The organism is Rothia sp. CCM 9416 (assembly GCF_048513535.1).
Classification (GTDB): domain Bacteria; phylum Actinomycetota; class Actinomycetes; order Actinomycetales; family Micrococcaceae; genus Rothia.
In genome coordinates, this window is record NZ_JBLXXR010000013.1 from 45,407 (window position 1) to 70,876 (window position 25,470).

Here is a 25,470-nt window from a genome sequence, read left to right on the forward strand (position 1 = left end):
GCACATGATCAAGCTGATTGCCAGCGACCTGGATGGGACGCTGATTGGTCATGACTTTAGGTTCCGCCCCCGTACCTTAGAGGCTCTGCATTTGGCAGCAGATGCTGGTATTCAGATCGTTTTTGTGACCGGGCGGCCCCTGCGCTGGATGCAACCCGTCTTGGAGCAGCTCGGTTCTGAATGGAACGGTGAGAACTCTTTTGTTTTCTGCTCTAATGGGGCGGTGACCTATGACATTGGCCAGGGGAAGGTGCTTGCAACCCGCACTATGAGCGGCACCGAGACCCAGGCCCTGCACAGCGAACTGGAAAGAGTTTTCCCCGGTTCTCTCTTTATTGCTGAGACCCTGGACCAGGTCTACGTTCAGGGGAAGTATCGGCCACATGAGCAGGAAGACTCTACCAAGATCGTGGAAGGCCCCATAGGGCGCACCCTTGATTCCGAGGCGGGTGTCGTTAAATACCTGCTCTACCGGGAAGGGGCTGCCCCTTCTGCACTCTTAGACCAGGTGCGTGATGTGGTGGGGGAGCGAGCGGCTGTGACCCGCTCTGCCCCCTACCAGCCCCTGGTCGAGCTTGCCCGAAAGGGGCTGAACAAAGGCTGTGTTCTGGCTGACTTCGCGGCCGAGCACAGTATTAGATCAGATGAGGTCTTAGCGTTTGGCGACATGCCCAATGACTTGGAGATGCTAACCTGGGCGGGGAAAGGTTACGCCATGGAATCTGGTCTTCCCCAGCTAAAAGAGCAGGTGGGGCGCACCTGCCCGGGGTTCGATCAAGACGGTGTAGCCCAGGTAATTGAAGGCATACTCGCTCATCCTTCAGAAGACCTTATTTGAACTGCGCGTAATAATATACTGGGGTCATGCAGGCACACGCATTTACACCCTTAAAGAGGTACGCCTCTACCTCTATCTACGCCCATAGAGGCTTAGCCCAAACACAGGCAGAGAATACCGATGTTGCTTTTGCGGACGCCCTCAAGGCTGGGGCTGACTGGATTGAAACAGATGTGAACACCACATCCGATGGTGCTGTGGTGGTTTTCCATGACCCTACCCTGGACCGGCTTAGCGATAGCGTCGGCGCTATCAAAGACATGACCTGGGAGCAGGTGCGGGCTGTTGAACTCAAGGACGGTGGCACCGTACCGCTGCTGGAAGGTACGCTTCGGGCTTTCCCCCAAGCCCGTTTTAACATTGACCTCAAAGATGCGGGATCGGCTGAAAGAATCATTCCAGTCCTTTTAGCAACCGGTGCCCAAGAGCGGGTTCGCGTGGCTTCCTTTAGTGAGCGTCGGCTGCGTCAGGCTCACCGCGCGGCGCAGAAGGCAGGTATCAGCCTGAGCATGAGTGCTTCACAACTTGCGGTTTCCCTCTTCTATCTTGCGTCGCGGGTAGCGCCTGGGCTGTGGGCTTCGCTCTTGCCTTTGATCAAGCACCTTTTTCTTCCCTTTGATTCTTTGCAGATCCCGGTCTACTACAGGTTGGCTGGCCGTAACATACGCATTGCCGACAGGGCATTGGTTGAGGCGGCCCACCGCGCAGGCCTGGAGGTCCACGTGTGGATCGTTGATGATCAGCGCACCATGCGGGAACTGATCGCACTAGGCGTTGACGGGATCGTCACTAACCACACAGACGTGCTTGCCAGAATCCTTGGGCGTTCTGAGTAAATAGTTCTTAACCCAAAGGCACCGAACCAAGATAGGTTCAGTGCCTTTTCTGTGGGCTGTGCATATCAGCTTTTGGGGCTAGTGGATGTCGCCTTTAGCCTCGGTGGGGGTGAGCGGTTCGGGGTGGGCACCGCTGCGCTTGTTGAGGGCAGCCATGAGATGGTAGACCACCAGGGTCGCTGCTGTACCCAGGGCGATACCGGCGAACTGCAGGCCGGCAATGTCCCAGGTGTAGTCGGCGATACCCACAATCAGAGCTACCGACGCGGCGCTCAGATTAACCTGGTTGGAGAAGTCTACGCGGTTCTCCACCCAGATACGCACGCCGAGCATACCGATCATGCCGTAGAGCACGGTGGCGGCACCGCCCAGCACACCGGCAGGTACTGATGCCACGGCGGCACCAAAGACGGGGAAAATAGAGAGCAGGACAGCGAAGATAGCCGCTACCCAGTAGGCGGCGGTTGAGTAGACCTTGGTTGCGGCCATGACACCGATGTTCTCGGCGTAGGTGGTGGTACCGGAACCGCCACCGGCACCGGCCAGGGTGGTTGCCAGACCGTCCGCCATGAGGGCACGTCCTGAGTATTTATCGAGGTTATCCCCGGTCATCAGCGCCACTGACTTGACGTGGCCGATGTTCTCAGCGACCAGAACCAGGATGACGGGTATGAAAAGACCGGCCAGGTTCCAGTGGAACTCGGGGTGCTGGAAGTGGGGCAGACCGATCAGGCCCTCATTCTCCCAGGCGGCCTGAATCTTTTCGAACTTGACTTCTCCGCGTAGGGCGGCGGTCATGTAACCGATAACTACACCCAGCAAAATGGATAGACGGCCAATCATGCCCTTGAAGAGTACTGAAATGAGGATGATAGAGGTCAGCGTAACCAGCGCGGTCACGGGGGCTTCCATAAAGTTCTTCTTAGCGCTGGGGGCAAGGTTGAAGCCAATGAGAGCCACAATGGAGCCGGTAACCACCGGGGGCATGAGCTTGGTCAGCCAGGCGGTGCCAGCAATCTGAACAACGGCACCGACTATGAAGAGGGAGATACCGGCCATGACAATGCCGCCCAGTGCACCGCCGGGGCCGTACTGGTTACTTGCGGCCGCCAGAGGGGCAATGAAAGCGAAAGAAGACCCCAAATAGGAGGGTACGCGCCCGGCTGTTATCAGCAGGAAGAGCATGGTGCCCACACCCGAGAAGAAGAGCGTGGTCGCCGGTGGGAAGCCGGTCAGCAGGGGGACCAGGAAGGTTGCGCCGAACATGGCCACAACGTGCTGGGCGCCGATACCGATGGTACGGCCCCAGGTCAGCCGTTCAAGCGGGTGGACGACCCCGCCGGGGGTAATGCTTTTGCCGTCGCCGTGTAGCGTCCAGGCGAAGCCCAATCTGGAGTTATTGTCTGCCAATGCTCTGCGCTCCTTATGCCCCACCAGTGGGGCTGTGCGGGTCTGAGGTGTGTGTGAACCGCTAGTAATTGTACGGTGCTCACTTGGTTTGCGGGCCAAGAGAACGGCGGTAACCGGTGTGATATTGCTTAGGGGAAACCAGAAAACCATTCCATAGGGTCTGCACCACCGTTTGGATCATGTAGAGGTTCCCCCGCTACCTGAAGAGAGGGCACCCGACCCCAGCAATCGACAAATAGGCCCTTGAAAACTTAACCTGTTAAGTAACCCCGCCGCACCTACCAAGGGCCCACCTGTGACCATAGTTCTTGCGCTTTTTCTCCTTGCCACCATCGCCACACCCTGGCTCTACCGTCGCATGGGGACCTCCACCTTCTACCTGCTGGCCGCTACCTCGGCGGCGGTGCTTGCGCTGGTGCTCTCGCGCACCGGCTCCATCCTGGGCGGAACCCCCTGGCAGGAAAGCTACCGGTGGATCCCGCAACTGAGCCTTGAGCTGACCTTCCGCATGGATACCCTCTCCTGGGTTATGAGCCTGCTGGTGCTGGGCGTCGGTTCGCTGGTGCTCTTCTACTGCGCCAGCTACTTCAAGCACTCCACCGGTGATAACGGCCAGTTCGCGGCCTATCTCTTTGGTTTTGCCGGTGCCATGTTCGGGCTGATCACTGCCGATGACTTCGTCGTCATGTTCATCTTCTGGGAAATCACCACCATTCTTTCCTACCTGCTCATCGGCTACTCCCGGCATCGCCTGTCGGCCCGCCGTTCAGCCCTCCAAGCGCTGACCGTTACCACCGCAGGTGGCCTGGCTATGCTGGTGGGTATTGTGATGCTGGGCTACAGCCTGGGCACCTACAGCCTGAGCGAGCTGGTAGAGCGCGGGCCAAGTCTTCTGGCCGCCGCGCACACCGGGGACGGGCCCCTCAGCCTGGGCATGCTCTCAACCGCCCTGGTGCTGATTCTGTGCGGTGCCCTGTCCAAGTCCGCCATTTTCCCACTCCACTTCTGGCTCCCCGGGGCTATGGCCGCACCCACCCCGGTCTCTGCCTATCTGCACGCCGCCGCTATGGTCAAGGCCGGTATCTATATCCTGCTCCGCCTAGCCCCCGGCTATGGTGAAGTTGCCCTCTGGCAGAACACCCTCATCATCTTTGGTGCATTCACCATGGTTTTTGGTGGCTGGAGCGCCCTCAAACAGACCGACCTCAAACTCATTCTGGCCTACGGTACGGTCTCCCAGCTGGGCTTCCTGGCCCTGGTCATTTCGGGAGGGACCCCCGATGCGCTCTACGCGGCTGTTGCGCTCATGGTTGCCCACTCCCTCTTCAAGGCCAGCCTCTTTCTCTCCGTGGGTATTATTGACCACCAGTCCGGCACCCGCGATATTCATAAGCTTTCCGGTATCTACCGGCACGCGCCCAAGCTGGCTGTCCTGGCCACACTCTCCGCCGCTTCTATGGCGGGCCTACCGCCCCTGGCCGGTTTCGTGGCAAAAGAAGCCGTCCTAGAAACCTACCTGGGCCCCACCGTGGGCTGGCAGCACGCCCTAACCCTGATCGCCATTTGTGTCGGGTCTATCCTGACCTTCGCGTATTCAGCCCGCTTTGTCTGGGGTGCTTTCGCCGTCAAGCCCTACGCCTACATGCACCGTGAGGGCGTCAAATACTGCCAGCTACCGCACCAGGCCGGTGCCGAGGCCACCCCGGCAGATACCCCCGTCAGCCCGCGCGCTCTGGAAGGCAACCGCCGGGGAGTTAAGCTCAGCCCCGACACCGCCTTCCACCCGGTCCCCTATACTTTCCTTTGTGCACCGCTGGTACTGACCCTGCTCAGCCTGCTCTACGGCTTCTACCCGGAACCGGTGCACCTCTTCATTACACCTATCCTCACCGCCTTCCCCGCAGAGGCTGAGCCGCTGAGCCTGCACCTGGCCCTCTGGCACGGCATCACCCCGGCGCTCCTGACTTCGCTGGCCATTATGGCAATCGGCACCTTACTCTTTATCTTCCGCAAGCAGATTGAAGAGCTCCAGAGCGCCCTGCCCACAACACCGAATGCCTCGATTGTCTACCGCGATCTCATGGACTCCCTGGACAGGCTAGCGGTCTGGGTCACCGGTGTCACCCAGCGCGGCTCCCTGGGTTTCTACCTGGGTATTATCCTGATTACCGCCGTGGTTGTTCCCTTCACGGCTCTCTACATCAACGAAACCCCACCGCTGGCCAACGTGCGAGTCTCCGAATCCCCGGCCCAGTGGTCCATTGTGATTGTGATGATTGTGGCCGCCCTGGTTGTGGTCTTTGTCCGCAAACGCTTCCTAGCTATCATGATGGTTTCGGTGACCGGCTATGGCATGGCAATTCTCTTTGCCTTACGGAGCGCACCCGATCTAGCCACCACCCAGCTTTTGGTGGAGACCATCGTCCTGGTTGCTTTCGTGCTGGCCATGCGCGTGCTACCCCGCAAAATCCCCCTGATCCGCACCAAGGGCGGGGCAGACGGGGCCCACAAAACCCTGCGCATCATCATTGCCTTGGGCTTTGCCGGTCTCATGATGGCCCTGGCCATGTTCACGCTCTCATCTCGCTCGCTTTCACCTATCTCCGTGGAGATGCCACAGCTGGCCTACCAGATCGGACACGGCTACAACGTGGTCAATGTGACCCTGGTTGATATGCGCGGCTGGGATACCTTCGGGGAAATATCCGTGCTGGCCCTGGCCGCTACCGGTGTTGCCTCCTTGCTCTTTATCGGCGGGCGGGCAGACTCTGCCAGCACCCGCCGACCGGACACCCAGACCATGAAAAAGATCGAGAAATCCTTTGCTCAGCGCACCCAGATTACGGTGCAACAGCGAGTCGCTGGCCAGTTCTCCTCGGTAGAGCGTGACCCCTTCATCGTGGCCGGGCGCACCCTGCCGCCGGAGTTCCGTTCCATCCTGCTGGAGGTTATGACCCGCCTGCTCTTCCACACCCTGATCATGGTTTCCCTCTACATGCTGTTTGCCGGGCACAACCTGCCCGGTGGCGGCTTTGCCGGCGGCCTGGTTGTTGGCCTGGCTTTGGCCGTGCGCTACCTAGCCGGTGGGGGAGCAGAGCTTCGTGCCGCCTCACCGCTCTCTGCGGGTGCTTTCCTGGGCGCAGGTCTGGGTATTGCAGCCCTCTACGCCCTGGCTCCCGTCTTCTGGGGTGACCCGGTGTTCTCCAGTTATGCCCTGGACTTCTGGCTACCGGTCTTTGGCCAGGTCCACTTTGTCACCGCCACCATCTTCGATGTCGGGGTCTACCTGCTGGTGATTGGACTGGTTCTAGATATCCTGCGAAGCCTGGGTGAACGCATCGACCTGAAGCTCATGAACGAACGCCGCAGAAAAGAAAAACAAGCCCGCGCCAAAGCAGGAAAGGCCTAAGAAATGGTCATTGATTTCAGCCTTATCCTGGTCATGGGCGTGCTCTACGCTGTGGGGGTCTACCTCATTCTGGACCGATCCCTGACCCGCGTCCTACTCGGTCTGATGCTCATGACCAACGCGACAAACATCCTGATTCTGCATGCGGGGGGACCGGCGGGTCTGGCACCTTTCTATAAGGCAGATGCCGCCGCAAATGACTATTCAGATCCGCTTCCGCAGGCCCTGATTCTAACGGCAGTCGTGATTTCCTGCGCAGTCACTGCCCTGGTCCTGGGCATCATCTACCGTAGCTGGTTGCTTTCACGCGCCGATGAAATTACCGATGATATCGAAGATATCCGCGTTGCTATCAAAGACAGCTTCGACAAAGAAGAGGACGCCGCCGCAGAGGTCGATAGCTCCGAGTTTGACGGTGACGAAGAGACCCGTGAGAAAAAATTCACTGAAGCTGAAGAGAAGAATAAACTGATCCACACCGGCTCCTACTCAGCCACACCCAAGAAGGCGGACTAGCTCATGCAGATAGCCCAGCTTGCTCCTCTTTGTGTCATCATTCTGTTCCTGGCGGCAGCCATCACCTTTATCTCTCGCAAGGCACGCCTTCAGCGTGTCATTGCCTTTACTGCGGTAGCTTCTACCCTTGCTTTTGAGAGCCTGCTCCTGGCTTCGGCTTGGTCTGGCCCGCCTCAGACCGTGCATCTAGCGGGCTGGGAGGCACCGTTTGGTATCACCATGGTGGTGGATCAGCTGTCGTCGCTCATGCTGGTGGTGTCTTCGATCATCTCACTGGCGGTGCTGGTTTTTGCTACTGGCCAGCACCTGCAAGATGAAGACGATGAGGTGCCCATCTCTGTCTTCTACCCCACCTACCTGCTTCTGTTGGCGGGCGTATCTAACGCCTTCTTGGCGGGGGACCTGTTCAACCTCTACGTGGGTTTTGAGATCCTGCTCATGGCCTCCTACGTGCTAATCACCATGAACGCTAATACCCCGCGTATCCGGGCCGGTGTGACCTATGTGGTGGTTTCGGTTGTCTCATCCATGCTCTTTCTGACCGCTATCGGCTTTGTCTACGCGTCGGTTGGCACCATCAACATGGCTGATCTTTCCCTCAAATTGGGCACCCTGCCCGAGGGCACCCAGATGCAACTCCACCTGATGCTCCTGATTGCTTTCGGTATTAAGGCGGCGGTGTTCCCGCTTTCCCTCTGGCTCCCGGACTCCTACCCGACGGCACCGGCCCCGGTGACGGCGGTGTTTGCGGGCTTGCTGACCAAGGTGGGTGTGTACGCGATTATCCGTACCGAGACCTTACTCTTCCCTGAGGGACGGCTCGATACCCTGCTGGGGGTTGTAGCGGCCCTGACTCTGGTTGTGGGTATCTTGGGTGCCCTGGCTCAGGATGACATCAAGCGTCTGCTGTCTTTCATCTTGATTAGCCATATCGGCTATATGATCTGGGGGATTTCGCTGGGTAATGAACTGGGTCTGACCACAGTGGTCTTCTACATCGCTCACCATATTGTGATTCAGACTGGCCTCTTTATGGTGGTTGGCTTGGTGGAACGCCGCGGCGGGTCCACCAATACCCGCCGTTTGGGTGGCCTTGTTAAGACCGCGCCTTTCCTGGCCCTGCTCTACTTCATTCCCGCCATTAACCTGGGTGGCATCCCGCCTTTCTCGGGCTTTATCGGCAAGGTGGGCTTTTTGGAGGCTTCTGTAGAAAATGGTGGGTTTCTGGCCTACGCTAACGCCGGAATCGGTGTTTGGGTCTCCCTGCTGACTCTGCTGTCTCTGGCCCGCGTGTGGAACAAGGCCTTCTGGCGGCCCGCTAGGGAAGCAGAAGATCCCACCCCTGAGCTGGTCATGGCCGAGCACTCCGAGGACCCGGCTCACTACCAAGCCAAGCCTATTCCCGCAACCATGATGCTTCCGACCGTCAGCCTGGTAGTGGTGGGCGTACTGATTACCGTGTTTTCGGGTCCCCTGTTTCAGCTCGCTGATAAGGCCTCGGATAACCTCTTTACCCCCGATATGTATATCACCTCGGTCTTTGGGCCGGATGCCCCCACCCGCTCCGACTACTTGCAGCAGCAAATCGTTGATCACAGATCCCAGGAGGTGAACCAGTGAAGAAGTCTTCCCTGAGCCTGGCGGGCCTGGTTCACGCCCTTCCGCCGTTTGCCTGGCTGGTCTTTGTCTGGTGTGCCCTCTGGCAGGATTTCTCGCTCCGCTTTGTGGCTTTTGGTGGGCTCCTGGCATTTCTGGTCATGGCCGTCTTTAAGCTCCCCACTCTTTACCTGTCCAACCGGCTCAATATCTTCTACGCTTCTCAGTTTGTGGTGCTCCTATTCTGGAATATCGCCAAGGCGAGTGTGGAGGTCATGTGGCTGGCCGCTATCTTCCGCCCACCCCTGTCTAACTCGGTGGTTGCGGTACCTTTGCGCACCCGCTCCGACCTTCTGCTGACGGCTGTTTCTCACACCATGTCGCTGATACCGGGCTCGGTGGTTGTTGAAGTGGATCGTTCCCATTCGGTGCTTTACTTCCATGTTTTAAATATTTCTACCCCCGCTGAAATTGAGCGCTTCACCAGGAGTGTCGCCTATTTTGAGGCGCTCATTATCAAGGCATCTGGCAGTAAAGAAGAGTACGAGGTCCTCAAAGCTGAAGAAGCGGCTATGACCGTAGCCCCTAAGGAGGAAGGATGAGCTGGGTTTTCTGGGCTACAGGCCTGATGCTGACGCTGGCCACCTGGGGCACCGTCTACAGGATCTGGAAAGGGCCTGCACTCCTGGACCGTGTACTCGCCAGCGATGTGCTTCTCTCCATTTTGACTGCGGCTTTGTGCCTGCTCATGATTCTGACCGATAGCCAGTTCTACATGATTCTGCTGGTTACTATCGCCATGATTGGTTTTGTGGGTTCGGTGACGGTCGCCCGGTTTGCCGATAACTCTAAGGCTGATGAACCCGCACCGGCGTCTAAGGTTATTGCTCCTGGCCGCTTGAAGGCCCGCCGCCAGCGTCTTGCGGGCTCAAAGAAGAGCCGCTCGGCAACTAAGAAGAGCGAAGTTAAGTCAGAGGAGGGCCCCAAATGAGTCTCGATACGGTTTTTGATGTGCTCACCGCCGTCTGCATGATTGCCGGTGCCCTCATGTCCTTGGGCGCGGCAATCGGTCTGGTGCGCTTCCCGGACCTGCTCACGCGCTTGCACGCGGGTACTAAGCCTCAGGTTTTTGGCATGATTCTGATGCTCCTGGCGGTGGGATTTCATTTCCGCTCCTGGGCCCTGCTCCCGGTCCTGCTGGTGATTTTGCTCCTGCAGATGCTGACCATCCCCATTTCCGGGCATATGATGGGCCGCTCGGGCTACCGTAACAAGCACTTCCATAAGGACGACCTGCGTCACGATGACCTGCGTGCTCTAGTCGATAGGTCCGAACCCTAACCTTGCCCCATGAGACAGGCCAGCCCGGTAGGAACATTGAAGGGCCTAACGGGCCAGTATGCCTCTTGAGTACACGGAATAAAGAGGGGGCTAGGAGTTAGCGGATTCCCGCCATTTTATGGACAATCCACCGATTCATACCACCCAGGGCTACTCCTAGGGCGATGGTTATAAGCCCTAGTGTAGTGAAATAGGCTACTTCGGTTTCTATAGAGTAGAAGCGCCCAAGCCAGCCGGCTAGCACCGTGCCAAGTGCCGAAGAGGTGAAGTAGAGGGCCATCATGGCTACTCGGTGGTTTTGGGGTGCCAGCTTGGTTGCTAGCGAGATACCTACAGGAGAGATTGCTAGTTCACCCAGGGTGCAGATGAAGAGAATCAAGACAATCCACAGGAAGCTAACCTCAGTGTTCCCAGCCTGGGGGATAAAGAGCAAGAAGGCGACCCCGGTCAGAATAAGAGCTAGGGAGAACTTGAGGGGGGTGGTGGGTTGGCGCTCGCCCATCCTGGTCCACAAGGCTGTGAAAACGGCACCGAAAATGATGATGAAGATCGGGTTGATGGAGTTCATGAATTCCGGTGTGAGCTGTAGACCCATGATGTTCCAGTTGATACGGGACTCGGAGTAGATAGCAAGCACGGTGAACTGTTGCTGGAAGAGCGCCCAGAAAGCCACGCTTCCAAAGAACATGGGGATAAAGGAGATCACCCGTGAGTGTTCTTCTGCAGTGGTGAGTTTGGAGGTCAGCAGAGTGTAGAAAAGTGCGAGAGCGCAGACCGCGATAAGGCTCATGACCCAGGTATCCAGGTTGTCGGGGGTGATCAGGCCGGTGAAGACCAAGGCTAGAATTGCGGCAATAATGACAACTGCGGCTACGCTGTAGGCCTTCTTTTCGGAAGGGCTTAGGGGCGCAGAGATCTGGTGGACGCTCTCTGGCAGGTTCTTTCGGGTTAGAGCGTATTGGATTAGGCCGATAGCCATGCCAGCCGCCGCTAGGCCGAAGGCCATGTGGAAGCCGTAGGTTTCACGGGTAAGGCCGGTCAGTGCTGGGCCGAAGAGGGCACCCAGGTTAATACCGATGTAGAAGATAGTGAAACCCCCATCACGACGGGGGTCTTCGTGCTGGTAGAGAGAACCTACTAGTACGGAGGCATTGGCTTTGAGCCCGCCAGAGCCGATAGCGACCATGATGAGGCCGGTGATAACACCACTTGCACCTGGTAGAAGGGCTAGCGCCAGGTGGCCGCCCATGATGAGGGTAGCTGAGGAAAATAGGGTGCGTTCGGGCCCTAGGATCCTATCCCCAAAGATGCTACCAACGATGGTCATCAGGTAGACCATGCCACCGTAGGCCCCCATGACACCTGCAGCTGAGGTATCGCTGAGCAGGGCAAGTCCGCCGCGTTCAGTTTCCCAGTAGAGGTAGTAGAGCATGAGCACCTGCATCCCGTAGAAGGAAAAACGTTCCCACATTTCTACGGAGAAGAGGTTAGCTAGCATTCGGGGGTGGCCGAAGAAGGTTTTTCCGCTGGAGGGGGCCGGGTGTTCTCGTTTTGTCTTGTGTGCAGTTTCGGAGAGCGAAGACATGTATGTTTCTCCTGGTTGCTGGGGTTGATGCCTCATAAGTGCGGGCATTGCTTGCTTTACTGTGTGAGTTTACATCCTCTCCGCCAAAGGCCTTAGGCTAGGTCAAGGAGCAGTGACGGGATCCATAGGTAGCTGGTGTAAAGGGTAAGGCTCCTGCACCATGCTTTAGACCCCTTGCTTTAGCCCTGATAGAAGCTGAGAGTAACAGAAAATAGCTGGTTTCCAAGGAGGAATGTAGCAGCATGGAATTTGAGATACAACCCAAATCGGTGAATGAGTTGGCTGAGCAGCTGGTTGCTACTGGCGTGCAAACCAACAAGTATGCCCAGGTTCTGTTGGAATCTAATTACTATGACCCAGCTGTATCTGGGCGGTTCACAGTGGAACTTGTGAACTTATCTGATTTAGGGTTTGATGAGCCAGCAACGCTACAACATGTTTATGAGCGTGCTCAGGCCACAGGCTACTGCCTCTGTCCACTTGAACTTGCCCCGTATGCGCGTATGCAGTGGTTAGAGCAGGCCCAGAGCAACACTTCGATACTGAGCGGTACCCACTCTATGCCAGATAGTGCCGTCAACGTTGCTACCCCGGTACTTTCAGAAGATCACACATTCCCTAAGGGCTTTTACTTGCGCGTAGTGGACGGCGTTCCTTGGTTACGGGGCTACCGATGTGATGATACCTATCTCTTCCCCTTGGAAAGCTGCTTCATGTTTGTCCTACCGCCAGAAAACTAGCCAGGGGAAGGGGGCCCCTTACCCCGCACGGAGTAAGAGGCCCTTGAGGTACGAGCGGGGGTTAGGCGATGACGCTATCGACCAGCGCCTTGGCTTCGTTCTGTACCTGGGTCAGGTGATCAGGGCCGATAAAGGATTCTGCATATATCTTGTAGACGTCCTCGGTCCCTGAGGGGCGAGCTGCGAACCAGGCGTTCTCGGTGGTCACTTTTAGACCGCCAATGGAGGCACCGTTGCCCGGTGCCTGGGTGAGCTTAGCGGTAATGGCCTCGCCTGCCAGCTGGGAGGCGGTCACATCGGCGGGGGAGAGCTTGCTCAGCTTAGCTTTCTGTTCACGGGTTGCAAGGGCGTCTACGCGGGCGTAGGCGGGCTCACCAAAAGCGTCAGTTAGCTCTGCGTAGCGCTGCGACGGGGTCTTACCGGTCACAGCAGTCATTTCGGAAGCCAGCAGAGCCAGAATGATACCGTCCTTATCTGTAGTCCACACCTGCCCCTGACGGTTCAGGAAGGAAGCGCCAGCTGACTCTTCGCCACCGAAGCCTAAGGTCCCAGCGCTCAGGCCGTCAACAAAGAATTTGAAGCCAACGGGCACCTCAACCAGCTTGCGACCCAGCGACTGGGCAACCCGGTCAATCATGGAAGAAGACACCAGGGTCTTACCGACCCCTGCGGCGGACGACCAGCCGGTGCGGTTGCTGTAGAGGTAGTCGATGGCAGTTGCCAGGTAATGGTTGGGGTTCATCAGGCCCGCGTCGGGGGTGACGATACCGTGGCGGTCAGAGTCGGCATCGTTACCGGTGGCGATGTCGTACTTATCTCGGTTGGCAATCAGCGAGGCCATGGCATTGGGTGAAGAGCAATCCATACGGATTTTCTCGTCCCAGTCCAGGGTCATGAAAGCCCACTGGGGGTCAACAATCGGGTTAACAACTTCGAGGTTGAGCTTGTACTGCTCAGCGATACGCTGCCAGTAGGCCACTGAAGCTGAGCCCATGGGGTCAGCGCCAATAGTGAGGCTGGACCCGGCGATAGCATCGAGGTCAATAACGGTACCTAGCTCGTTGACGTAAGCGCCCAGGTAGTCGTAGGTACCACTGGTCTCAGCGGCCTTGGCCTGTTCCAGGGAGATACGCTTGACCCCCTTGTTGCCTCCTTCAAGGAGCTGGTTAGCGCGGTCGGCAATCCAGCCGGTGGCGTGAGAATCAGCAGGACCGCCGTGAGGGGGGTTGTACTTGAAGCCACCGTCTGCGGGTGGGTTGTGGCTGGGGGTAATAACGATGCCGTCAGCCTGGGCCCTGTTGCTGGGGTTAGCGTTGTGGACAATGATGGCACGTGACAGTGCGGGGGTGGGGACGTAGCCAGCTGCGGCATCAAGTAGGACGGTGACACCGTTGGCGGCGAGAACCTCAAGGGCAGTGTCTTGAGCCGGGCCGGAGAGCGCGTGGGTGTCTTTGCCCATAAAGAGCGGGCCGCTAATACCCTGGGCGGTGCGGTACTCAGCGATAGCCTGCGAGATAGCGGCAATGTGAGCATCGTTGAAGGATGCTTTCAGGGAGCTGCCTCGGTGCCCCGATGTTCCAAAAGCTACCCGTTGGGTGGGGTCCTTCAGATCGGGGGTTAGGTCATAGTAGGCGCCGATGAGCGCATCGAGGTTAACAAGGTCTTCTGGGGTGGCAAGAGTGCCTGCGCGAGTGGACATACTTCTAAGAGTAGCCCGCAGGTCTTGGCAAAAGGTACAGATTAGGCCGTGACTGGCGTAAATGTAGGTGTGTTACAGGATTAACTTGGCTAGTCAGAGTGAACCCGCTAGCGGGATTGGGTACCCAGGAGTCCCGCTGCCCGGCGCTTGTTGGGCTTGTGGCTAGGCCTTGCCCGGGCATAAGCTGAGACTGAACGTGAAACCTATGAAAGGGTAAACCTGTGAACGAAGATATTCCCCAGGTAACAGTGGATCAGATTCCTGATGGCGCAAAGATTTTGGATGTGCGCGAGGATTACGAGTGGGTAGAGGGCCATATTGAGGGCGCTCAGCATATTCCCCTGGGTGAGGTTCCCGAGCGTTACGGTGACGTTCCGCTCGATGAGGATGTGTACGTTATTTGCCGTGCCGGAGGCCGTTCCTTGAGGGCCGTGGCCTACCTGAACCAGTACGGTTTCGATGCCATTAACGTTATTGGCGGTATGGGCGCCTGGCAGGACGCTGAACTCCCTATGGTTTCTGAAAACGGGCAGGAGCCGCAGGTCCGCTAGGCGGTAGATCGATAGGGCAAAAGGAGGAAGATTTCAGTGTTTTCCGCACCAAAACATGGCACCTGGTATTTTTTCCCCTATGCTATAGGTTATGACAACACCATCACATAACCCCTATCAGAACAACCAGCCCCAGCAAGGTGGCCCCGTTCATCACCCGGAGATCGCTAAAGATATTAAGAACGCTAAGAATTATGGTATCGGCGCTATTGTCTTGGCTGCCCTGTCCCTGGTCATTGGCATATTGGCATTGCCCTCCTTATTCTTGGGGATTTATGGTCTTAAAACCAGCAAAAAACTAGCCCAGGCCGGAGTCGTTCAGGGTAACTCAAAGACACTCAACACCGTTGCGGTAGTTCTTGGTGCCGTCGCTGTAGCTCTTTGGGTTCTTACGCTCGTGCTTCGGGCCATGCTAGCTAGCTAGGCCTAGAGCCAAACTGCTTCTTACACTGCCCCCTTTAACAGGGGGCAGTTTTTTAAATGGTGGAACCAGCCAGTTGCCCAAAGTCTGGGAATGAAGCCTGAGAATCCTGTTCGCACCAGGGGATCTTATTCACCATAGGGAAATAGATAATCCAGTCTGCCAGCTACCTATGGCTGGAAGAGCAGTTAGACTATCCGGGTGAACTTTCCGAACCACCCCCGCTATGTGCCCGGTGCTAGCATCCAGGTTAGGCCGCTGGGCTTTGCCGTAGACTGTGCCCGGGCCTACCGGCTGATCTCGGCAGGTTCCCGCTATTCCTTCTGGCTGGATTCCGCCCGCCCAGAATCTCCTATGTCGCGCTACTCCTACCTGGGGGTGGTGCCTGCAGAGGGGCGGGTTCTTATCAGTGACGATGCCCGTGAGCCCGTCTACCGTGAGCTCAACGGGTCAGGCCAAGAGGTAGGGCGTGTACCCGGTAGCTTGGACCGGGGACTCAGCACCTATCTGGCGCAGGGGCCTGCCGTGAACGGTGCCCCCGGCCAGCTGGACGAAGCTCTACTGGGTGGCTACGTTGGCTACTTTGGCTACGAATACCGGGCACGCACCGAGCCAGGCTCACCGGTGACCCATAGCTCACCCACCCCAGACGGGGCCTGGCTTCAAGCTGTGCGCTACATGCTTTATGACCATCAGGGCGGGCAGAGCTGGCTGGTAGGGGACACAGCTTGGCTTGATGCTATCGAGGCAGCTCTTTGCGACTATGCCGGGGAAGAATCAACTGCTCCACCCACCGCAGGCGCCGATGCCCAGCCTATGAGCGGCCTGGTATTCTCCCCACCCACCCGCACCGACTACACCGCCGATGTTCGCACCTGCCAGCAAGAAATCGCAGACGGCAAGAGCTACGAGATCTGTCTGACCGCCCAAACCCAGGCCAGCACCGTCACCCCGGTTTCCCCAGAGCAGGCCCTAGCAACCTACCTGCTTCAGCGCCAACATAACCCCGCCCCCTACGCGGCCTTTATACACTGCGACAGCTTCTATATTCTGAGCTCGTCACCCGAACGGTTCCTGACCATCAGCCCAGCGGGGCAGGTGGAGACTAAACCCATTAAAGGCACCATTGAACGCACAGATGACCCCCTAGAGGATGCCCGCCGCGCCTACTGGCTAGCGCACGACCCCAAAACCAGGGCTGAGAACCTCATGATCGTTGACCTGCTGCGCAACGACCTCTCCCGCATCAGCTACCCGGAGTCGGTGCGGGTCCCCGTCCTCATGGGGGTTGAAAGCTACCAGACCGTACACCAGCTCGTCTCCACGGTTCAAGCGCAGATGCGCCCGCAGGTAGGCAGGGTAGAAGCCGCCCTGGCCTGCTTCCCCGGTGGCTCTATGACCGGGGCACCCAAACCGTCCACCATGGATATCATTGACCGGTTAGAGGGGCGCGCTCGCGGTATCTATTCGGGGGCTCTAGGCTTCTTTTCTGCGACGGGTGCCGTCAATCTGTCCATCGTGATTAGGGCCTTGGTGATTTCGTCCTCCGGGCAGGTCAGTCTGAGCGCGGGTGGTGCTATTGTGGCTGATTCAGACCCGGATGCTGAGTACGAAGAGATGCTGACCAAGCTGGCGGCGGCCCTGCCGCCGCAGCTGGGCAGGCTGGGCTAAAGAAGCCCGCTCGCGTAAGCCTGTGAGGTGTTAGCGGGCCTTGCGGGCAAGATAAAGACCCGCCGCAATCAGGGGGATCTGGAGGGGCAGGCGGCGCAGTCGCTTAGCGTCGGAATCCAGTAGGCCGGGAATATCAATCTTGTGGGTGTACTGGTAGATGTTCGCCGGGTAGACCGCAGTGAAGAGGGCGGCGGCCCCTAGTCCAGTGATGCGACGTGCCCCCGGTGCGGCCAGCAGACCCAGCCCCACACCGAGCTCGGCAACCCCAGAAGCGTAGACTACCTGCTTTGCGCTCCCCGGAACCCAGGGCGGAACGATGGAGGCAAAGCTGGGTACCTTATCGCGCTTAAAATGAAGGGCCCCCATGGTGGTCAGGCCCGCGCCCAGGGTGTAGCGGGTTATCTTTTGGCCGGTGGTTTCGCTGGTATCGTGTGCAAAAAGGTTCATGGTTTTTATAGTAGGCCAGCGGTGGGCCTGCGCCTCCCGGTGGAGTCTCCGTTTATTTTATTCTTCTTTTGTAGAGAGCCTTGTATTGCTTTAACTGAGTCCATGCCTTAGGTTAGTTACATAACTAACTAACCAATGAACCAACTAGCGTGGTTTGGTGCATACAGAGAAAGGGGGGTGCCCATGCTCACCGGTGATAAACCCATCTTCCAACAAATTGCGGACCACATTAGCGGTCAGATCCTCGCGGGAACCTACCCCGAAGAATCACAGGTCCCATCGACCAACGAATTTGCGGCCTTCTACCGCATCAACCCGGCAACAGCCGGTAAGGGCGTCAACCTCCTGGTAGACCAAGGGGTGCTCTACAAGAAGAGAGGTATCGGCATGTTTGTGGCTCAAGGAGCACAAGACATTCTGCGCTCTGCTCGGCGCAAAGAATTTATCGCAGGCTATATCACCCCTCTGGTCGAAGAAGCCAGGGTGCTGGGGCTCAGCAGTGACGAGGTACTCGCTGCCCTGCAAGCTGGCCTGAGTGAGGCCGCTAGCAAGACAGGGGAGAACGCATGAACACCATCGCCCGCACACAGAACCTCAGCAAAACCTTCCGGGGCACCAAGGCCCTGGACGGTATTAACCTGGAGATCGAAGAAGGCCTCATCTACGGCCTAGCAGGTAGGAATGGTGCCGGTAAAACAACCCTGCTGACGGCACTGACCGGCCAGACCCTGCCCGATAAGGGCTCACAGATAGAGCTCTTTGGGCAGAGCCTTAATGCCACCACTATCGCTAGAACCCACCTGCAAAGAACCAACCAGAGCTACCCTGATGACCTGCGGGTTTTCCAGGTGCTCAAGATGGGCCGGCTGGCTCACCCCAACTGGGATCAGTCCCTGGCGCTATCGCTACTGCTTGATTTTGAGATTCCGTTCAAGGCCCGTGCCCGCAGGCTCTCGGACGGGCAAAAATCAGCCCTGGGTATCGCGGTTGCCCTTGCCAGCCGCGCAGACCTGACCCTGATGGACGAGCCCTACACCGGCCTTGACCCGGTAGCACGCGCCCTCTTCTACGATCGCCTGCTCGAAGACTTTAGCGCCCACCCGCGCACCTTTATTATTTCCACCCACCTGCTCGACGAAATCTCACCCCTGCTTAACCGCGTCATCTTGATTGACCGGGGTGAACTGGTCTTTACCGGTGACGCTGAGGACGCCACCTACACCGCCCACGAGGTTGCGGGGAACCAGGACGCTGTTTCTGTTTACCTTGCCAAGACCTCCCTGGAGGGCTTTGTGGTGCGCGACCGCGCAATCGGCTCTATGCGGAGTCTTGTAGTGGCTGCCGCTCTCACAGCAGAGAACGAGGAACTTGCGGGCAAGCTGGGCGTTGGTGTCCAGCCGGTCTCACTCCAGGACACCGTTGCCGCCCATAGCCGGAAAAATACTGACCAGATTACACAAGGAGAGCTCTCATGACCGCAACAAACCCAGTTTGGGCTGAGGAAACAGGGCTCCACGCCCCCGGAGCTGAGAAGAAAAGGCGGGCACGCTCCGCCCGAATTCAGGGGAGCTGGGCTGTCTTCCACATGCTACGCAACCAGAAAACAATGGCAACCCTACTTCCGCTACTACTGCCCATCGGGATTGCCGCGCTGATTATGCTCCTTGTTGGCATCAACAGTCTGCTCACCGGAATGTCGTTTGGTGCCCACGGTGGCTTTATCAACGCAAATTCTTTGCACACCACTATCGTCCCCGTGGTGCTAGGAGTCTCTTCCCTTCTGGGTTTTTATTCTCATGCACAGCTCGTCCTCAACATGGGACGAACCCGGTGGAGCTACCTGGGCGGTTTTACCCTGCTCTCCCTTTTCCGGGCTAGCCTTGCAACGCTTATCTACGCACTGACATCTGTTATCGAGCTCGTGACACACGGTTACGGTAAGGGCTGGCAGGTCTTTAACCCAGAGCTGGACCCCTGGCCCTTCGCCTTCTGGCAGAGCTACTCAACCCCGGGGCGTTTCTACGCTCTGGGCAGCTACCTGGCAACCTGGTTGGCGGTGCTGATTGCGGTTCAGGTCGCTGGAATCGCTGTGGCAGCCCTCTACCTGCGGTGGGGCAAGGTCACAGGCTCCGTGGCTCTCATCTTGACCGTTATAGGGGCGCTAGCCATCAGCCGTAACCTTTTCGGTGGACACCTTTGGGACATGGGAATCAGTACCCTCTGGGAGCAATTTGAGTCCAATTATTCCAGCTTTAACGGCTGGGAAGTTGCCGAGGCAAGTGGTGGGTTTCTGGACGAGCACACCAATATTGTCAATGTCCCTGAACTCGCTTCTATTATTGGACATTACGGGTTACTCTTGGGAGCTGCCGCGGTGTCTTATCTGGTCGCAACTATGACCTGGGCCAGAACTTCCCTGCGCTAGACCCTCTTTGCCCGTCCCGGCCTTCCTGATCCGGGGCGGTGCTTTATAGAGTGGCCGGGGCTGAATAATTTTTCACCTGCCGGGATTCTCCCACCCAAAAACAAGCCCCGCCCACCCCATCTACTAGACTAAAACCCATGACTACCCTCTCCGAAAATCTCCCCATCGAAGCCGCCCGCGAACGCCTCCGCCAGCTCATCAGCGAATTGGCTGTAGTTCGCGGAAAAGTAACCCTAGCCTCCGGCAAAGAAGCTAACTATTACGTTGACCTGCGCCGCATTACCCTGCACCACGAAGCCTCCCGCCTAGTCGGCCAGGTCATGCTCGACCTTCTTGATAAGGCCGGTATTGAATTTGAGGCAGCAGGTGGCTTGACCATGGGTGCTGACCCGGTGGGCCACGCTATTATGCGCACCGCAGGTGATCAGGGTCGCGCTATCGACACCTTTGTTGTTCGTAAAGCCCAGAAGTCCTACGGTATGGGTCGCCAGGTTGAAGGCCCCAGCGTGGTAGGTCGCCGCGTGGTCGCTGTGGAGGACACCTCCACCACCGGTGGGTCAGCCCTTACTGCCGTTGAAGCCCTCCGTAATGCGGGGGCTGAAGTTGTCGCTGTCGCCGTTATCGTTGACCGAGCCACCGGCGCCAAGGAGCATATCGAAGAAGTCGCGGGTGTGCCCTGCCTCTACGCCTACTCCAAGAGCGACTTGGGTCTGGACTAAACCTTTAAAGGCAGATAAAAGCAGACAAAGATGCGCTGGACGCGCCCCGCCGACACCCTTAAACGCCAGCCCCCGAGCCAGTCGGCTTCTGGTGCGTCCACCGCCTTCCCACTGGTAACCCTTATACGCCAGCCCCGAGCCAGGGTTGCGCGGATACAATTTTGCCCTTTTCCTATAGGCTCTACCCCGAACGCCTAGCCCTGGAGTTGTAGTAAACACGTATGAACGAGAAGAACACTGAAGCAGAGGCCCTCGCCAAGGTTGCTGAGCCCAGTAGTGAGGTTAGCGAACCCGAACGAGAGGTTGGCGTCGGCCCCTGGGAGGGTCCCTGGCCCGAAGGGGACCACTGGGACCCCGAACTATTGCGCGAGGGTGACCGCCGTAACGTGGTAGATAAGTATCGCTACTGGCGCATGGAAGCAATCATTGCAGACCTCGACCAGCACCGGCATGAATTCCACGTAGCTATCGAGAACTGGCAACACGACCTGAACATCGGAACCGTGGTCCGCACCGCTAATGCTTTTCTCGCACGGGAGGTCCACATTATTGGTAGGCGTCGCTGGAACCGCCGCGGTGCCATGGTGACCGACCGCTACCAGCATGTGCGCCATCACCCCACCATCGAAGACTTTCTGGCCTGGGCAGACTCCCAGGGTGTTGCTGTTATTGGGATTGATATTTTCCCTGATTCCCAACAGCTTGAAACCTACGACCTGCCCAAGAAATGCGTGCTGGTCTTTGGGCAGGAAGGCCCTGGGCTATCGCCCCAGATTCATGAGGCGGCGGTTGCTACCCTCTCCATTGAGCAGTTTGGCTCAACCCGTTCCATGAACGCGGCTTCTGCGGCGGCGGTTGCTATGCACGCCTGGATCCGCAGGCACGTTTTCGGGCAGAAAGTCTCCTAGCGGTTTTATGTATCGAGGATGGCTGACTTCATGAGTACCATAAATTATGAGCCAGGGAAGAAAACTGTCTTCCAGAAGAAAAACCGTTTGACTTAGTTGCTATGGGCAAAATGGTCCCGCAGGCTACCCTGGGCTACCATCTGGCCCTCAGCACCTTGCTCAAGGATGGCAGGTTTAGAGAATAGGGGCGCATGATATTTTTCAAGATCTTGGGTGCTGATATGAGGAGGACCAACCATATCTCCCCTAAAAACTCCCAGGTGGGCTAGCGCAAGCATACGCCAAGGTAGCGGCGGGGCTGGGTTCGTCCAAGCAGCCACCAGGTTAAAAATCTTTTCCCTGCCAGCCCTCTTAATTGTTTGAGAGGGGTGAAAGTCCAGCCAGCAGTCCTTTGAAAGAGCCAAGACCCCAAAATAGTCTGCCGCATATTCCGGGGCCAAAGCCGCCCCGTAACGATCCGCGGTATAGGTCTCTGTCCAATTCAACAGGTTCTTCAAGAACGGGATGGATTGGCTGACCGTAGTTGAAAACTCGTACCAGAGCGCCTGATGGTTAGCCGAAAGGTTACCGACTTCCCGGGCCAAGGCAAAATGGAGCGCACCCAGGGTACCATCTGGGCGAGGGGCATTGAGGAGGTCTGAATGAATGAGGATAACCGATTCGCCTCCTGCTTGCAGAGAATGAGACAGTCCCTCAAGACCCGGAACCACAACCACCAGAGGAGTCCGCTCTAAACCGGCATCGTGAGCTAGCCCCTCAAGGGTACTTAACACCTGGGGAAATTGCTGGCTATCAACTAGGCAGCCCTTGGTTTTTGATTGCGCGGACTTGAGTAGGCGAATAAATCCCAGGGCAAAAGGAAAAACAAGTGCCAGCACTACGAACTGATAAATCTCATCCAGGGCCTTTGTATCAAGAGCGCTGCTCATCTCTGGGAAGAAGAGGAAAACTCCAGCAATCGCTAAGGCCATACAAACAGTGAGAGACGTGAGTAAGACAGATAAAGTGAAGGCCAGCTTGTGCCAGCGATACCTTAAAGAGCGTTTTTCTAATCTACTCAGAGGATAATTCAAGGCCTTTGATTCCTATTGTCGTTTATTTCTTACCCCCCCCAGAAGGCTTCTGCTGAGAGGTTAGCGTGCGTGCCACCGGTCCGGGAGTCAGTAGCGAGCTCAGATACAACCAGAAGGGGGCTGATAATTAAAGGTCGCCAGTCATGGAGGAGATGACATGCCCCGCGTCCACTTCACAAAGGCAGATATCGGGTAGATTGATAATCTGCACTCTCGTAGCTGGCTACCAGCAGTCTGCAAGGGTCGCTTCCCTGAACACACAAAGACGTGAGGTCTCAGCATGAACAAACCCCATATTACGGGTGATCACCTACAGAAATACAGTGCCACCCCCACCCAGTCCATCGATCAGATCCACCGATCCCGAGGCTCCCAGGCACCAGAGGTCGAAGCCAAGGAACGCACTAAGCGCTTGCTGGGACTTCTGGGTGGTCTGCTTCTTGCCCTCGTAATCTATTTCGCGATGCCAGCGGACCTATCCCACCCTGCCCGTCTCACCGCTGCCATGGCTGTGCTCATGGGCATCTGGTGGATGACAGAAGCACTACCTATCCCCGCCACCGCGCTCTTACCTTTAGTCGTTTTCCCTGTCCTGAACCCAGAGGTGAAAATTAATGAGGTAGGAGCTAGCTACGGCAACAGCATCATCTTCCTTTTCATGGGTGGCTTTCTGCTGGCGCTTGCCATGCAACGCTGGAACCTTCACCGCCGTATTGCCCTGCTCACTCTTAAATCTATGGGCACCAAATCGTCAACCATGGTAGCCGGTTTCATGATCGCCACCGGTTTTCTGTCCATGTGGGTTTCCAATACCGCTACCGCTGTCATGATGATCCCCATCGGAGTTTCAGTGCTCATGCTGATAGCCCAGGCAAGCGGGTCAACCCAGATACAGATTGAGGAGGGCGCTGCCGCAGAGAGCCAGCAGGTCAAGCAGGCTGTCATCAACTCCAATTTTGGGACCGCTCTGATGTTGGGGATAGCGTATGCGGCCTCTATTGGGTCCCTGGGAACTCTCATCGGAACCCCTCCTAATACCCTTCTAGCCGGTTATATGGCAGATACCCACGGTATCCAGATTGGCTTTGGTCAGTGGATGCTGGTGGGCGTTCCCCTGTCCATAGTTACCCTTTTTTGCTGCTGGTTCCTGCTAACTAAAGTATTTTTTAAACCAGAAATCAGCGAAATCCCCGGAGGCAAGAAACTTATTGCCCAGGAATACGCCAAGCTAGGCCCCATGGGGTCCGGCGAACTGCGTGTGCTCATTATCTTTATCGCCGCAGCTCTGGCCTGGATTTTTGTTCCCCTCATCTGGTCTAAACCAGCTCCTATCACAGATGCAGGTATCGCGGTGCTGGTGGGCCTTATCCTCTTTGCCCTCCCTGCCGGTGGGACAGCTCAGAAAGGTGTACGCCTGATTGATTGGGAGACAGCCACTAAACTTCCCTGGGGCGTTCTCTTGCTCTTTGGCGGGGGGCTAGCCCTTTCATCCCAGTTCACCGGATCGGGCCTCACTGATTGGATTGGCAAACTGGTAGGAGGTATGGGCGCAGTTCCTCTAGTGTTCCTTGTCTTGATGGTAACCGCCGGTGTTATTTTCCTGACCGAGCTGACGTCCAATACCGCAACGGCAGCTACCTTCCTGCCTGTTGCCGGTGGTATTGCGATGGGTATGGGCCAGGCGCCTATGGTTCTAGCTATTCCTGTTGCCTTGGCGGCAACCTGCGCTTTTATGCTGCCTGTTGCAACCCCGCCCAACGCCATCGCCTACGGGTCTGGTTATGTGACCATTGGGCAGATGGTCAAGGGCGGTCTTTGGCTGAACATTTTCTGTATTGTGGCCATCACCGCAGTGACCATGACTTTAGCTGTCTGGGTCTTTGGCTTATAGGTTGAGCCCGAGGCTAGAGCCCTCTAGCTGCCTGTCCTGAATTCGGAGGTCCGGTAGCTGGAGGGTTCCCTGCTTTTGTGATCTTGCCTGGCAGTTGGTGGCCTGGCAGGCAAACCCATAAAAAACAACATTATTTTCCACTTATCGCCGATTAGAGGGGGAAGGTGCCTGGTATTTACCCCCCGAACACATTGTTTTGAGTGGGTTTATGCCCGAAATTAATGTGGGAAAGCTCCCCATTGCACCGCTACCCTTGGTAAACTGGGAACCAGGCAGGCGCCCACCTCTGCACCTTAGACGGGTCGGGGGAGCGGGCACCAACTCACAGCAGGCCGCCAACCGGGTGGCCCAACCCAACATATGAGGAGTCAGCATGCCTATTGCAACCCCCGAAGTCTACGCAGAAATGCTCGAAAACGCCCGCTCTAAGGGCTTTGCCTACCCCGCCGTTAACGTAACCTCATCACAGACCCTCAACGCAGCCATCGCCGGTTTCGCTGAGGCAGGCTCAGACGGCATCATCCAGGCTTCTACCGGTGGCGCAGCCTACTGGTCGGGCTCCACCAAGAAGAACATGGTTGCTGGCTCACTTGCTTTTGCCGCGTACGCACGCGAAGTTGCTAAGCAGTACGACGTCAACATTGCTCTGCACACCGACCACTGCCCCAAGGACAAGCTGGACGGCTTCGTCCTGCCCCTGCTCGAAGAGTCAGAGAAGGCCGTAGCTCGCGGTGAAGCCCCCATCTTCAACTCACACATGTGGGACGGCTCCGCTATCTCCCTGGAAGAGAACCTGGAAATCGCTCAGCAACTGATCGCTCGCACCGCTAAAACCGGTCAGGTTCTGGAAGTTGAAATCGGCGCTGTGGGCGGCGAGGAAGACGGCGTTGAGGGCGCTATCGACGATTCCCTCTACACCACTGTTGAGGACGCCATCAAGACCGTTGAGGCCATCGGCCTGGGCGAAAAGGGCACCTACATGGCAGCTCTGACCTTCGGTAACGTCCACGGCGTCTACAAGCCCGGTAACGTCCACCTACGCCCCGAACTGCTCAAGGAAATCCAGACCGAGGTCGGCGCTAAGTACGGCAAGGGCGAAAAGCCCTTCTTCCTGGTCTTCCACGGCGGCTCAGGTTCCACCGAGCAGGAGATTGCAGATGCAGTTTCCTACGGTGTTATCAAGATGAACATCGACACCGACACCCAGTATGCCTACACCCGTCCTGTAGCCGATCATATGTTCCGCAACTACGATGGTGTGCTCAAGGTAGATGGCGAAGTTGGCAACAAGAAGACCTACGATCCCCGCGTATGGGGTGCTGCAGCTGAGGCTGGTATGACCGCTCGTGTGGTTGAAGCCGCTCAGCAGCTCGGCTCTGTTGGCACCTCCCTTA

At 57.2% G+C, this 25,470-nt stretch carries 24 protein-coding genes; 19 read left to right on the top strand and 5 right to left on the bottom strand.

The annotated features are described in order from the left end of the window. The first annotated feature begins 4 nt into the window (after positions 1 to 4). Both ACN080_RS06730 and ACN080_RS06735 read left to right on the top strand, forming a co-directional pair. Entirely contained in the window at positions 5 to 838 is an 834-nt protein-coding gene (locus ACN080_RS06730; protein ID WP_419113357.1) for an HAD-IIB family hydrolase, read from the top strand. A 26-nt stretch (positions 839 to 864) separates the two neighbouring features. Continuing rightward, positions 865 to 1,674: a glycerophosphodiester phosphodiesterase family protein gene (locus ACN080_RS06735; protein WP_419113358.1), complete on the top strand. Its 810-nt coding sequence runs from the start codon at positions 865 to 867 to the stop codon at positions 1,672 to 1,674. A gap of 78 nt (positions 1,675 to 1,752) precedes the next feature. On the opposite strand, the gene ACN080_RS06740 is transcribed toward ACN080_RS06735, so the two are convergent. After that, the gene (locus ACN080_RS06740) at positions 1,753 to 3,084 is read right to left on the bottom strand and encodes a uracil-xanthine permease family protein (RefSeq protein WP_419113359.1); all 1,332 of its coding nucleotides are present in this window, start codon (positions 3,082 to 3,084) and stop codon (positions 1,753 to 1,755) included. A 295-nt stretch (positions 3,085 to 3,379) separates the two neighbouring features. Here ACN080_RS06740 and ACN080_RS06745 point away from each other — a divergent pair, with 295 nt between their 5' ends. Genes ACN080_RS06745 through mnhG form a run of 6 tightly spaced genes read left to right on the top strand, consistent with a single transcriptional unit; the run spans position 3,380 to position 9,946 of the window. Then, positions 3,380 to 6,493 carry a Na+/H+ antiporter subunit A gene (locus tag ACN080_RS06745; RefSeq protein ID WP_419113360.1) on the top strand — a complete coding sequence of 1,038 codons (3,114 nt, stop codon included), beginning with the start codon at positions 3,380 to 3,382 and terminating at the stop codon, positions 6,491 to 6,493. Positions 6,494 to 6,496: 3 nt separating this feature from the next. Continuing rightward, a complete protein-coding gene (locus ACN080_RS06750) occupies positions 6,497 to 7,009 on the top strand; it encodes a Na(+)/H(+) antiporter subunit C (protein ID WP_419110972.1) in 513 nt (170 codons plus the stop codon). Between the two features lie 3 nt (positions 7,010 to 7,012). Next, positions 7,013 to 8,629 (top strand): Na+/H+ antiporter subunit D, encoded by a 1,617-nt coding sequence (locus tag ACN080_RS06755; RefSeq protein ID WP_419104131.1) that lies wholly within the window; start codon positions 7,013 to 7,015, stop codon positions 8,627 to 8,629. Further along, positions 8,626 to 9,207 carry a Na+/H+ antiporter subunit E gene (locus ACN080_RS06760; protein ID WP_419113361.1) on the top strand — a complete coding sequence of 194 codons (582 nt, stop codon included), beginning with the start codon at positions 8,626 to 8,628 and terminating at the stop codon, positions 9,205 to 9,207. Before ACN080_RS06755 ends, ACN080_RS06760 begins: the two co-directional genes overlap by 4 nt. Beyond that, positions 9,204 to 9,596, top strand: a complete 393-nt coding sequence (locus ACN080_RS06765) for a monovalent cation/H+ antiporter complex subunit F (protein ID WP_419113362.1) — start codon at positions 9,204 to 9,206, stop codon at positions 9,594 to 9,596. The genes ACN080_RS06760 and ACN080_RS06765 overlap by 4 nt, the downstream gene beginning before the upstream one ends. After that, positions 9,593 to 9,946: a monovalent cation/H(+) antiporter subunit G gene (mnhG, locus tag ACN080_RS06770; protein WP_419098972.1), complete on the top strand. Its 354-nt coding sequence runs from the start codon at positions 9,593 to 9,595 to the stop codon at positions 9,944 to 9,946. Before ACN080_RS06765 ends, mnhG begins: the two co-directional genes overlap by 4 nt. A 97-nt stretch (positions 9,947 to 10,043) precedes the next feature. Here the strand turns inward: mnhG and ACN080_RS06775 are convergent, their stop codons facing one another. After that, on the bottom strand, positions 10,044 to 11,531 hold the full coding sequence (locus ACN080_RS06775) for a peptide MFS transporter (RefSeq protein WP_419113363.1): 1,488 nt from the start codon (positions 11,529 to 11,531) through the stop codon (positions 10,044 to 10,046). 242 nt (positions 11,532 to 11,773) lie between these two features. Between ACN080_RS06775 and ACN080_RS06780 the strand changes: the two genes are divergently transcribed. Then, the gene (locus ACN080_RS06780) at positions 11,774 to 12,271 is read left to right on the top strand and encodes a hypothetical protein (protein ID WP_419098974.1); all 498 of its coding nucleotides are present in this window, start codon (positions 11,774 to 11,776) and stop codon (positions 12,269 to 12,271) included. Positions 12,272 to 12,332: 61 nt separating this feature from the next. On the opposite strand, the gene pgm is transcribed toward ACN080_RS06780, so the two are convergent. Next, the gene (gene pgm, locus ACN080_RS06785) at positions 12,333 to 13,970 is read right to left on the bottom strand and encodes a phosphoglucomutase (alpha-D-glucose-1,6-bisphosphate-dependent) (protein WP_419113364.1); all 1,638 of its coding nucleotides are present in this window, start codon (positions 13,968 to 13,970) and stop codon (positions 12,333 to 12,335) included. A 221-nt stretch (positions 13,971 to 14,191) separates the two neighbouring features. On the opposite strand from pgm, the gene ACN080_RS06790 reads away from it, so the two are divergent. The 3 genes from ACN080_RS06790 to ACN080_RS06800 all read left to right on the top strand — a co-directional run bounded on the left by ACN080_RS06790 (position 14,192) and on the right by ACN080_RS06800 (position 16,613). Continuing rightward, positions 14,192 to 14,521, top strand: coding sequence for a rhodanese-like domain-containing protein (locus ACN080_RS06790; protein ID WP_419098976.1), 330 nt, complete (start codon positions 14,192 to 14,194; stop codon positions 14,519 to 14,521). 91 nt (positions 14,522 to 14,612) lie between these two features. Further along, positions 14,613 to 14,945 (top strand): hypothetical protein, encoded by a 333-nt coding sequence (locus ACN080_RS06795; RefSeq protein WP_419113365.1) that lies wholly within the window; start codon positions 14,613 to 14,615, stop codon positions 14,943 to 14,945. A 198-nt stretch (positions 14,946 to 15,143) separates the two neighbouring features. Beyond that, positions 15,144 to 16,613, top strand: a complete 1,470-nt coding sequence (locus ACN080_RS06800) for an anthranilate synthase component I family protein (protein ID WP_419113366.1) — start codon at positions 15,144 to 15,146, stop codon at positions 16,611 to 16,613. Between the two features lie 30 nt (positions 16,614 to 16,643). On the opposite strand, the gene ACN080_RS06805 is transcribed toward ACN080_RS06800, so the two are convergent. Then, positions 16,644 to 17,060, bottom strand: coding sequence for a hypothetical protein (locus tag ACN080_RS06805; RefSeq protein WP_419098978.1), 417 nt, complete (start codon positions 17,058 to 17,060; stop codon positions 16,644 to 16,646). A gap of 183 nt (positions 17,061 to 17,243) precedes the next feature. Between ACN080_RS06805 and ACN080_RS06810 the strand changes: the two genes are divergently transcribed. From ACN080_RS06810 to ACN080_RS06830, 5 genes are all read left to right on the top strand, one after another. Next, positions 17,244 to 17,630 (top strand): GntR family transcriptional regulator, encoded by a 387-nt coding sequence (locus ACN080_RS06810; protein WP_419104138.1) that lies wholly within the window; start codon positions 17,244 to 17,246, stop codon positions 17,628 to 17,630. Next, entirely contained in the window at positions 17,627 to 18,535 is a 909-nt protein-coding gene (locus ACN080_RS06815; RefSeq protein WP_419104139.1) for an ATP-binding cassette domain-containing protein, read from the top strand. Before ACN080_RS06810 ends, ACN080_RS06815 begins: the two co-directional genes overlap by 4 nt. Next, a complete protein-coding gene (locus tag ACN080_RS06820; RefSeq protein WP_419110963.1) occupies positions 18,532 to 19,485 on the top strand; it encodes a hypothetical protein in 954 nt (317 codons plus the stop codon). Before ACN080_RS06815 ends, ACN080_RS06820 begins: the two co-directional genes overlap by 4 nt. Before the next feature lie 137 nt (positions 19,486 to 19,622). Further along, the gene (gene pyrE / locus ACN080_RS06825) at positions 19,623 to 20,204 is read left to right on the top strand and encodes an orotate phosphoribosyltransferase (protein ID WP_419098983.1); all 582 of its coding nucleotides are present in this window, start codon (positions 19,623 to 19,625) and stop codon (positions 20,202 to 20,204) included. 221 nt (positions 20,205 to 20,425) lie between these two features. Continuing rightward, positions 20,426 to 21,112 (top strand): TrmH family RNA methyltransferase, encoded by a 687-nt coding sequence (locus tag ACN080_RS06830; protein WP_419113367.1) that lies wholly within the window; start codon positions 20,426 to 20,428, stop codon positions 21,110 to 21,112. Between the two features lie 92 nt (positions 21,113 to 21,204). On the opposite strand, the gene ACN080_RS06835 is transcribed toward ACN080_RS06830, so the two are convergent. Further along, positions 21,205 to 22,083 (bottom strand): hypothetical protein, encoded by an 879-nt coding sequence (locus ACN080_RS06835; protein ID WP_419113368.1) that lies wholly within the window; start codon positions 22,081 to 22,083, stop codon positions 21,205 to 21,207. Positions 22,084 to 22,465: 382 nt separating this feature from the next. On the opposite strand from ACN080_RS06835, the gene ACN080_RS06840 reads away from it, so the two are divergent. Continuing rightward, positions 22,466 to 24,076 (top strand): SLC13 family permease, encoded by a 1,611-nt coding sequence (locus ACN080_RS06840; RefSeq protein ID WP_419098986.1) that lies wholly within the window; start codon positions 22,466 to 22,468, stop codon positions 24,074 to 24,076. 373 nt (positions 24,077 to 24,449) lie between these two features. Next, on the top strand, positions 24,450 to 25,470 hold a 1,021-nt coding region (fbaA, locus tag ACN080_RS06845; RefSeq protein ID WP_419113369.1), incomplete at its 3' end, for a class II fructose-bisphosphate aldolase.